This window comes from Candidatus Coatesbacteria bacterium (assembly GCA_014728225.1).
Taxonomy (GTDB): Bacteria; RBG-13-66-14; RBG-13-66-14; order RBG-13-66-14; family RBG-13-66-14; genus WJLX01.
Map to the genome: position 1 here is coordinate 1 of WJLX01000062.1, position 6,943 is coordinate 6,943.

The 6,943-nt window shown below is 66.3% G+C and carries 6 protein-coding genes; all 6 read left to right on the top strand.

Annotated elements, in window-relative coordinates:
• Positions 1–647 precede the first annotated feature (647 nt).
• The 6 genes from GF399_04805 (at position 648) to GF399_04830 (ending at position 6,659) form a co-directional block, all read left to right on the top strand.
• The gene (locus tag GF399_04805; protein ID MBD3399632.1) at positions 648–1,721 is read left to right on the top strand and encodes an SH3 domain-containing protein; all 1,074 of its coding nucleotides are present in this window, start codon (positions 648–650) and stop codon (positions 1,719–1,721) included.
• Positions 1,722–1,792: 71 nt separating this feature from the next.
• Positions 1,793–2,485 (top strand): hypothetical protein, encoded by a 693-nt coding sequence (locus GF399_04810; GenBank protein MBD3399633.1) that lies wholly within the window; start codon positions 1,793–1,795, stop codon positions 2,483–2,485.
• A gap of 777 nt (positions 2,486–3,262) precedes the next feature.
• The gene (gene ftsE / locus GF399_04815) at positions 3,263–3,919 is read left to right on the top strand and encodes a cell division ATP-binding protein FtsE (protein MBD3399634.1); all 657 of its coding nucleotides are present in this window, start codon (positions 3,263–3,265) and stop codon (positions 3,917–3,919) included.
• Positions 3,916–4,116, top strand: coding sequence for a hypothetical protein (locus GF399_04820; protein MBD3399635.1), 201 nt, complete (start codon positions 3,916–3,918; stop codon positions 4,114–4,116). The genes ftsE and GF399_04820 overlap by 4 nt, the downstream gene beginning before the upstream one ends.
• A gap of 2 nt (positions 4,117–4,118) precedes the next feature.
• The gene (locus GF399_04825; GenBank protein ID MBD3399636.1) at positions 4,119–5,141 is read left to right on the top strand and encodes a hypothetical protein; all 1,023 of its coding nucleotides are present in this window, start codon (positions 4,119–4,121) and stop codon (positions 5,139–5,141) included.
• 648 nt (positions 5,142–5,789) lie between these two features.
• On the top strand, positions 5,790–6,659 hold the full coding sequence (locus GF399_04830) for an FtsX-like permease family protein (protein MBD3399637.1): 870 nt from the start codon (positions 5,790–5,792) through the stop codon (positions 6,657–6,659).
• Positions 6,660–6,943: the final 284 nt, after the last annotated feature.

The following is a 6,943-nucleotide window of genomic DNA, read 5'->3' on the forward strand; positions in this document are numbered from 1 at the left end:
CGACTAATCTACCGGTCGGTTGCTTGTTGATGTGCCACTTCACGGCCCGTTTTCAGGGACGGAACACCACAGCCCATCGCGTGTGTTAACAGTGTGTTACACACAGTCAGCGCTCCGAACACGGTAGACGATTCCCGGGGGTTGTTAGTGCCGTTAGTGGAGCGGACAGCCCCGGATTGGCGGAACCCCTTTCGCGATGCTGACGCCCCTCAAGCCCCGCCATACCAAACAGTCCGCCTGAAGCTCTACCTGCCGACCATCTTTCTATGATTCTATGATTATGCTCTTGATATGAGTGGGTCTGCTGCCGATACATGATCCAAAAACTAGACCGCCGGGTGTCGGCGGCTTGCAAGGCGGATGGCGCTGCTAACCCCCAACAGGTTCGACATCGACTGCTCCCCGGCGCCCGGGTCCACCCCGCCGGGCAACCCAGGTGACGGCCGCGAATCGACCCGGCTCAGGCGCCGACGGCTGGATCACCCGTGGAGTAAGGCCGATCTCGACTGTAACGGCACCGCAGACGCCTTTCCAGCGTCCCATCGAGGATCGTCCGACGGGCGGCGCCGACGCTGAAAACAGACACCGGTAGACCGCACCACTGCGCCGGGATGGAGTGACCGGTTCCAAGCCTTGGGAGGCAAACCATGTTAGTCAACCCCCGCCGCATTCCAGTGTTCTTGTTGCTCCTGGCCGGGGTTGCCCTGGGAGACGCCGGCTGGCTGGACTATTACCATCCCGTGCCGCAGCCTGTCCTAGGCGAGCTGGAGAGCGGGCACCCCGCCGTCGAGCTGGTTTCTCTCACCGCGACCCTCACCCTGGGCGTTGAGGTGACCCTCGAAGCCCGCTACGAACTGTACAACTCCGGTCCCGCGACCGAAGTCGAGCTGCACTTCCCCCTCCAGAGCTCGCTGACGACATTGATCGCCGACCCCGCCGATTTCGGCGTCATCGACCCGACCACGGTCATCGAGGAGCGCGAGGAGTTGGCCGCGCCGCCCTTTCCCTGCCGGATCCGCCGCGACGCCGGGACCCTGGAATGCACCTTCCAGCGCGAGCGGACCCTGAGCTTCGAAGACGCCTTCGCGGAAGCCGACAGCGGCAACGACGCCCGTCCGGTCGAGGAGAGCTGCGAAACCTACGCCCGCTGCCGTCTGGAGCTCGCCGACGGTGAAAGCGCCGTGCTGCGGCTCAGTGAAACCGCCCCCTGGAACGGCAAACACTTCGAGGCCTCGCTGGTTTACTCCCTCGAGTCGGCCCGTGATTGGGCGGGAACCCTCGAAGGGGGGCGGATAGTCCTCCAGCCCGGCGCGGGCTTCGACTGGAACGGCGTCTGGATGTACAGCTCGGCGGGGCTGCCGCCGGGGAACGAAAACGCTGAAAGCGTCGTTTGGGAGTTCGCAGAGCTGAGCGGGACCCCCGATGACGAGGTCCCCCGCGTCGTCGTGTTGGCCAGGCATCCCGCCGATGAACGCCCCTCGCTGACCGGCACGGTCACGGCGCGCCGCGGCGTCAACTTCCGCAGCGAGCCCAACCCCGCGGCGGAGCGGGTCCCGGGTCACGAAAAACTGGAAAACGGCGAGCGCGTCGAGGTGTTCGGCCGGGTGGGCGACTGGTGGCGCGTCGAGGATGCCGCCGACCGCTCGGGCTGGCTGCGCTGGCGCTACGTCGATCCCGACACCGGCGAGCTGCAGCTCTACGCCACCCTGAGCGGCGCCTGAGTTTCGCCCCTGGACGCTGTCCGGCGCCGACCGTCATCATTACACCCAAGGGGCTGCGAGGAGGCAAACCGATGCTGAAACGTTACCCGCTGATCATATTGCTGGCGGCCGCCGCGACACTGGCCAACATCGCCCCGGGTCGCTGGGTCGAGCCCTCCAGCTATCCCGTCTCCCGTGAGCACCCGGCGATCACCATGGCCGACGAAGAGGTCTGGGTATGGTTTTGGGAGGACGTGGTCCTCGTCGAGGCCTGGTACGACATGCTCGTCCAGCGGGATTTCGGCCGCAGCCGACTGTTCCTGCCGATGTATTTCAGCTATCCAGAGCTGCCCGAGTTGGGCGACTTCGAACCCTGGGTCGAGGTTTCCATCGACGGCGAAGCGATTCCGGCAACCGCCGCCCTGCGCGAGCAGCGGGTCGACGGCGAGACCGTCGCCGTCCTGGTCCAGGCCGAGTTCGCCCACGACTTCGAGCCCGGCGTCAGCCGTATCGAGGTGGCCTACCTGGCGCCCTACGTCTGGCGCGAGACCGCCGACGGGCTACGGGGCTGCTTCGAGTATCCACTGGGCACGGGGGGCGCCTGGCGCGAGCCCATCGGTCACGGCGTCCTGCACCTGGCGCCGGGCCCCGGGGCCGACTGGGAGCTGCTGCACGATTACGGCGACTACCACCTGCCCGAGCCCGAGGTCGGCGAGAAGGAGATCCGCTGGGAGTTCACCGAACTCGAGCCGCCGCCGGAGACCGCCTACTGGATCCTGCGCTGAGGGGATCGGTCGACCACTAGCGGTCGTAAGCACTCGAACGCTACGGGCTCCCCGGGATCATTCACGCAACTGTCATCAAAGGTGTACAGCAGATACCGCTGGTGAGTTCAACAATCGGCGTGCTGCGGCTTGTCTTTACGCGAACGTGGAGGGGGCGGAGCCCAGCATCAGCACGTTGCGGCCGCTTACCTTGTCTTTGCGCGGATGTGGAGGGGCTCCACCGCGGGAGGAAAGAAAGCGACCGGTCTGTCGAGTCACCCGTCCGCACTACCGGTATCATCAAGGGATCTACGCAGGTGCTGTTCGGTCCGGTAGCTCAATCGACGCCGTAACGGCCTGTCAGTCAGGCGGTTTTGGATCGCCGGTCGTTCGCTTCAGCGGGCCGGACCGCGCAGGATCCGGTCGTGACGGACCGGCAGGCGGTGGCGAGGGCAGTTTCGGGCTGTTCATCGGGGTGAGTTCGTCAGGTTCATGCGCGTGTGATAATCCCCTAACGAAACCCCCGTGCTGCGGGAGAGCGGCCTCGCCAATAGGGCGGCTGCTTGTCCGCAGGCGGGAAGCAGGGCGGGCCTGGCGCTGGGCGGGACTCGAGCTTGGCTGGAGAACGGCGGAGCGCTCCAGCCCCGCCGCTGTTTTTTTGCACAGTTGAAGTGACCCTCGGACCCGGCGTGGGGGCATGTTGACCGCCGGGGGTCGTTGACCTAAAATGAACCCGGCTGAAACGCTCGACCACTTCCCGACCTCCACCACGTCCGCCGAAGGATCCCCTTGTCCGACATCGCCACCTTCTCCCAGGTCCGCAAGCGCTACCCCCGAGGCGTCCTGGCCCTCAAGAACGTCAGCCTGGGCATCCCCAAGGGGGAGTTCAACTTCCTCACCGGTCCCTCCGGGGCGGGCAAGACGACCTTCCTGCGCCTGCTCTTCGGCGAAGAGCGCCCGACGGGCGGCGACCTCGTCGTGCTGGGTCACGACATGAACCGCCTGCGCCGCCGCCAACTCCCGCCCCTGCGGCGACGGATCGGCATCGTCTTTCAGGACTTCCGTCTCTTACCCGGCCGCACCGTCGTCGAGAACCTCGACGTCGCCCTGCGGGTCCGCGGCCTGGCCCGCGAGCAGCGGCGGCGGCGGATCGAATCGATCCTCAGTATCGTCGAGCTGAGCCACCGTTCCGACGCCTACCCCGAGGAGCTGTCCGGCGGTGAGAAGCAGCGTGTGGCCATCGCTCGGGCCCTCTCCGGCGACCCCGAGCTGCTGTTGGCCGACGAGCCGACGGGCAACCTGGACCCGGAGCTGTCGCTGAAAATCATGGACCTGCTGCGGCGGATCGCCGCGCGGGGCACCACGGTGCTGGTGGCCACCCACGACTACGAGATGGTCCGGCGCATCCAGGCCCGGGTTATCCACATCGAGCACGGCGAGGTCGTGGTCAAGTGAGCGAGTCGACCTACATCCGCTGCACGGTCTGCGGCGCCGTCCTGCCCGCCGGAACCCGGATCTGCCCCCTCTGCGGCGTCAAGCTGATCCTCGGCGAAACCGCCGAGTGCCTGGCCGACGATGAGGTCGTCTGCCGGCGCAACGCCCCGCCGCGACTACGCCAACAATACTTCCGACGGCGCCGCGACGCCTATTGACGATGCCCTACTGTCCCGAATGCGGCACGGCCCTGCTGGGGCGCGAGGCCTACTGCCCGGCCTGTGGCTCGGAGCTGAGCGCCTACGGCGGCGGCCGAGGCGCTCCGTCCACCGGAGCCGGCGACGATGAACCCGCCGCGAACGGCCCGGGCGTCACCGTCGCCGAAGCAGGCATCTCGCCCCCCGGCGAGCTGGCCTACGAACAGTACGGCCGCATCTGCCTCAGCCGGGCCGACGGCGGCGACAAGAGAGTGCTGGCCGAGGGCTACAAACCGGTCTGGTCCCCCGAGGGTTCCCGGCTGGCCTTCGCCGACGCCTTCCACCCCTTCGATCTCGTCGTCCTCGCCCTCGACGGCGAACGCAGTGTCGTGGCGCGGAACCTGGCCCATCACGACTACGTCCTCAGCCGCGACGGCGCTCTGATCGCCTTCCGACGGATGAGCCTGCGCTACGACCCCTGGATCTGGACGGTCGACACCAGCGGCGCCGAGAAACCCCACCGGCTGGTCAAGGGCATCGCCCCCAGTTGGGGCCCGGACGGTCGACGACTCTGCTTCACCTCCAACGACTACTACATCTACGAGGAGGCCCGCTACCGCCACGGCGTCTACTTCGTCGATGTCGCCGACGGCGCCGAGGAGTTCGTTTGCCCGGGCTACTGGCCCAACTGGTCACCCGACGGCCGGACGATCGCCTACAACAACGAGGGCCTGATCCTGCTGATGGACGCCGACGGCTCCAACCGCCGCGAGCTCATCCCCGGCCTCTATCCGGAGTGGTCACCCGACGGCCGCTTGCTGACCTACTTTAAGCCCGCCGACGGCTACGCCAACTACGTCTACGAGCTGGAAACCGGTGACGAGGTCCACATCGGCACGGGCTACGACCCGAGCTGGTCGCCGGACTCCCGCTGGCTGACCTACCACCGCGACGACCGGGTCTACCTGACCGAAACAGCCACAGGGACCGAGTACCTGCTGGAACGTAAGGCAGCCGCCACCCCGGCCTGGCGACCCTCAAGGTGATATCGCCTTGCGCGATAACTTCAACGAACACTCGGATATCGACCTGCTGGTGACTTGCGCCCCGGACGTTCAAGGGGGCAGCTTCGACCATAGCGCTATCGAAGATAACCTCAACAACACACTGAAGCGACAAGTAGTGCTGGTGAGTGTACGGGCGGTGCAGAGAAGCCCCAACCCCTTCCGGCGCCGAGCGATACTTGAATGCACCAGGTGTATTCATGCAGCCTGAGAGAAAACGGGCCTCACAGAAATCGATCACAACAGCTCGCCAAGGCGTTCTGGTAAAGACAATGGGCGACTTGTTTGTCAGACCTAGTCTTGTTTTCTAGCAGTGTCCGGGTCTGAGCGGCCTTCGGCGGCGAAAGACCGCTTGCGGCGGCCCGGGACTGGTTGATCCGTCAGTTGTGGCTGATAACCCCCTTGGCGGGTGACGCCTCTCTGCCGTCAACGGCATCCGGATCAGACGGCTCAGCGAACGAGCGGCAAGGCTGATTATTGGTGAATGATACCCGGGGAGTTGTCGGTGTTGTCACGCTTGTTGCTCACCGCCTGCGGCGCGGTGCTCCGCAGGCGGGCAACAAGCGCGCCAACACCTTGGTGCTCGATCCGACCGAACCCTCTTCGTCCCGACGCGAGAAAGGCTGAATCTTGGGCAACCTGGGCTACTACATCCGTGAGGGTTTTTCCGGTCTGCGCCGCGGCGGTGGTGGCAGCGCCGGCGCCGTGCTGACCGTCGTGCTGGCCCTGCTGGTCATCGGCGTCGTCCTGTTGGTGGTTCACAATCTTCAGCTCGCCGTGGCCGACGCCCGCGAGGAGGTCCGCGTTGAGGTCTACCTTTCCGCTGAGGTCGGCCCGCAGCAGTTGTCGCCGACGGAGGAGCGGATCAAGGCCGTTCCCGGCGTCGGGCCCGTCGATTACATCTCGCCGGCGGCGGCCCTCGAGGAGCTGCGCCGCATGCTGGGCGAGGACGCCTATCTGTTGAGCGAGATCGAGGAGAACCCGCTACCGGCCTCCTTCCGCGTGACGCTGGAGGATGGTTGGCAGACCGACGACAAACTGGCCGAGGCCGCCGGTCGCCTGGAGGCGATCCCCGGGGTGATGCGGGTCTCCTACGGTCGGGAGTGGGTCGAGTCACTGACCGAGATCGTCCGCCTGGCCGGGCTGATCGGCGTGGCCATCGGCGGGGTGTTGGTCCTGGCCGCCCTGCTGGTCGTCGGCAACGCCGTCTCGCTGAGCGTCTACCACCGGCGCGAGGAGATCGCCATCCTCAAGATCGTCGGCGCTCCGTCGGGCTTCATCCGTCGCCCCTTCGTCTTCGAGGGCTTCCTCGTCGGCTTGCTGGGCGGAGGGTTGGGCGTCGGCATCCTCTACCTGCTCTACACCCTGGCCGGGCCGTTGCTGGAGGCTCAGAGTTTTCTACCCTGGCAGTGGTCGGCGGGACTGGTGGGCCTCGGCGCCCTGGTGGGCATCGTGGGCAGCTTCTTCGCCGCGGCCAAGCACATCCGCCGGGCCAAGTAGCGAAATCCAGTAGTATCGACGGCGGGCCTATTGGCAATCCGCCGGGGCGCACGGGTTGGGGCACCGGTGCACGGCGTCCCCGGCCGGCAAACAGCTGTTATTGAGGCGGGGTTTTTACCCGCCGGCGGTTTACCGGGTTGGAGCGCCTGCCGGGCCGTCATGGTTTTTGCATACCGAAGACCTCCCGTGGCGGGAGGTCTTCGGGCAAAAACACACGCCGGCCCTCGTTTGTCTTCGATTCGTGAGGGTCAGACGGTATGACAACGGGCGGTTGGGGTCGGCCG

Excerpts from the sequence above, each read along its gene's own strand:
- GF399_04805 (MBD3399632.1), top strand. The coding sequence starts at position 648 with ATGTTAGTCAACCCCCGCCGCATTCCAGTGTTCTTGTTGCTCCTGGCC.
- GF399_04810 (MBD3399633.1), top strand. The coding sequence starts at position 1,793 with ATGCTGAAACGTTACCCGCTGATCATATTGCTGGCGGCCGCCGCGACA.
- GF399_04825 (MBD3399636.1), top strand. The coding sequence starts at position 4,119 with ATGCCCTACTGTCCCGAATGCGGCACGGCCCTGCTGGGGCGCGAGGCC.